Origin of the sequence: Mailhella massiliensis, assembly GCF_020741395.1 — a bacterium.
Taxonomy (GTDB): Bacteria; Desulfobacterota; Desulfovibrionia; order Desulfovibrionales; family Desulfovibrionaceae; genus Mailhella; species Mailhella massiliensis_A.
Genome location: NZ_DYZA01000112.1, coordinates 1 through 2584 on the forward strand (window position 1 = coordinate 1; position 2584 = coordinate 2584).

Genomic DNA, 2584 nt, shown 5'->3' on the forward strand with positions numbered 1-2584 from the left:
AAAACGAAAATTTTCTTCAGGTGTGGAAGAAAAAGCGGAATTGTCGGCATATTTTCCCGGGGATCGTTGCCCTCGACGAAAAGAACAAAAGGGAAAAATGCATGGCGGGGCTCCCGGGTGTCCCATCGCAAAAAAAGCGGTATCCGCAGGGAAAGGCGTCATCTGTCCGAAGTTTCAGGAGCGTTTTGAGCTGGACAATCTGCTGTCCTTTTGCGAAAATCAAAATTTCAGGGGCTTCATGAGGATGCGGGCCGAGTGCCGCAATGGCCGCTGCAGATGCGGCATACGGCATGACGCGCGGTTCCCGGTAAGCGGCCCTACCGTTCCGCTGCCGGGCTCCTTCTCGGCGGTGAAAAACTTTATGGAAATGCTATGGCAAACGACAATCAGCCGGATAAAGTCATTTATTCGATGAACCGCGTGACCAAGCGCCATGGTCAGCGGGAAGTGCTCAAGGATATTTCCCTGGGCTATTTTTACGGCGCAAAAATCGGTGTGCTCGGCCTGAACGGCGCGGGCAAGTCTTCCCTGCTCAAGATCATGGCGGGTGTGGACAAGGCCTTTGACGGCGATATTGTGGTGGCGCCCGGGTACACCATAGGTTACCTTGAACAGGAACCTCTGGTGGACGAAACGCGCACCGTGCGCGAAGTGGTGGAAGAGGGCGTGCAGGAAGTCGTGGATCTGGTGAAGGAATTCAACGAGATCAACGAAAAGTTCGCCGACCCCGACGCCGACATGGACGCACTTATCGAACGGCAGGCCAAGGTACAGGAGAAGATGGACGCCATGGACGCCTGGGATCTGGATTCCCGGCTGGAAATGGCCATGGATGCTTTGCGCTGTCCGCCTGGCGATACGCCGGTGTCCGTGGTTTCCGGCGGTGAACGCCGCCGCGTGGCCCTGTGTCGTCTGCTCTTGCAGAATCCCGATATCCTTCTGCTCGACGAACCCACCAACCATCTGGATGCGGAGTCCGTGGCGTGGCTGGAGCGATATCTGCAGAACTTCCCGGGTACGGTCATCGCCGTCACCCACGACCGTTATTTCCTCGACCATGTGGCGGGCTGGATCCTGGAACTGGACAGAGGGCGCGGTATCCCGTGGAAAGGGAATTATTCCTCCTGGCTGGAACAGAAGGAAAAGCGCCTCGCCCTTGAAGAAAAGGCCGACAACGAGCGCCGCAAGACCCTGGCCCGGGAACTTGAGTGGATCCACATGTCCCCCAAGGGCCGCCACGCCAAGGGTAAGGCGCGCATCAATGCCTATGAGGCCATGTTGAGCCATGAAAGCGAACGCCTCGCGCCGGATCTGGAAATCTACATTCCGCCGGGGCCGCGCCTCGGCAAGTCCGTCATTGAGGCGCGCGATATCTGCAAGAGCGTGGGCGACAGGGTGCTGGTGGAAAAGGCGAATTTCCTTGTGCAGCCCGGCGCTATCGTGGGCATCATCGGCCCCAACGGCGCGGGCAAGACCACGCTTTTCAAGATGCTGGTCGGAGAGGAAAAGCCCGATTCCGGCACGCTCAGCATCGGCGAAACCGTGAAGTTCGGCTATGTGGATCAGAACCGCGCTTCACTGGAGCCGGGCAAGACCGTCTATGAGATCATCAGCGGCGGCAACGACTTCATCCGCCTCGGCGGAAGGGAAGTGAACGCCCGCGCCTACTGCTCCCGCTTCAACTTCCAGGGCGGCGACCAGCAGAAGAAGGTTGACGTGCTTTCCGGCGGCGAACGCAACCGCGTGCATCTCGCCTGCATGCTCAAGTCCGGCGCCAATGTGCTGCTTCTTGACGAACCCACCAACGATATCGACGTGAACACCATGCGTGCTCTGGAAGATGCGCTGGAGAACTTCGCCGGCTGTGTGCTCGTCATCAGCCACGACCGCTGGTTCCTCGACCGTATCGCCACCCACATTCTCGCCTTTGAGGACGAGGGGCAGGTGATCTTCTTTGAGGGAAATTTCTCCGAATATGAGGAAGACCGCAGGAAGAGGCTGGGCAAGGACGCCGATACCCCGCATCGCATGAAATATCGCAGACTTACCCGGCAGTAGACGGGGAGCTCAGGCAGAGGTAGGCCCGGTACTGCCGGGGCAGAGCTTGTTATGAGTTGCGCCGCAATGGAACACATTTTCCATTGCGGCGTGTTTTTTAGGGCCTTCAGGCTGTTGAGGGAGCGGAAGCGACCGAAACAGAAAAACCATCCGCTAAGCGGGTGGAGCCCAAAACGGTTATACCTGAAAAAACACCTTTTCGATAAGACGGAGTTGTTCAGGCTCCCGTCCCCATCGAAAAGGTGTTTTTTTATGGTGAAAGAACAACATTCGGCACATACGAAATGGCTGTGTAAGTACCCTATTGCCTTCACACCGAAGTACAGGAGAAAAGTAATTTATGGGCAATACCGTAAAGATCCAGGAAAAATAATACGACAGCTTTGTGATTACAAAGGTATTGAAATTATGGAAGGAGATATGATGATAGGTCATGTGCATATGCTTGTCATGATACCGCCGAAGTATGCGATATCGTCAGTCATGGGGTATATGATGGGTAAAAGTTCCCTGATGATTTTTGATG

Annotated in this window: 3 protein-coding genes; all 3 read left to right on the forward strand. The window is 55.8% G+C overall.

Annotated elements, in window-relative coordinates; translation table 11 throughout:
- Positions 1-415, forward strand: a 415-nt coding sequence (locus tag K8W16_RS05885; protein ID WP_304122044.1) for a hypothetical protein, incomplete at its 5' end; no start/stop codon positions are given.
- Positions 373-2058 (forward strand): energy-dependent translational throttle protein EttA, encoded by a 1686-nt coding sequence (gene ettA, locus K8W16_RS05890; protein WP_304122046.1) that lies wholly within the window; start codon positions 373-375, stop codon positions 2056-2058. The genes K8W16_RS05885 and ettA, both read left to right, overlap by 43 nt.
- 252 nt (positions 2059-2310) lie before the next feature.
- Positions 2311-2584 (forward strand): IS200/IS605 family transposase (tnpA, locus tag K8W16_RS05895; protein ID WP_304122048.1); only part of this gene is annotated, 274 nt, incomplete at its 3' end.

Excerpts from the sequence above, each read along its gene's own strand:
- ettA (WP_304122046.1), top strand. The coding sequence starts at position 373 with ATGGCAAACGACAATCAGCCGGATAAAGTCATTTATTCGATGAACCGC.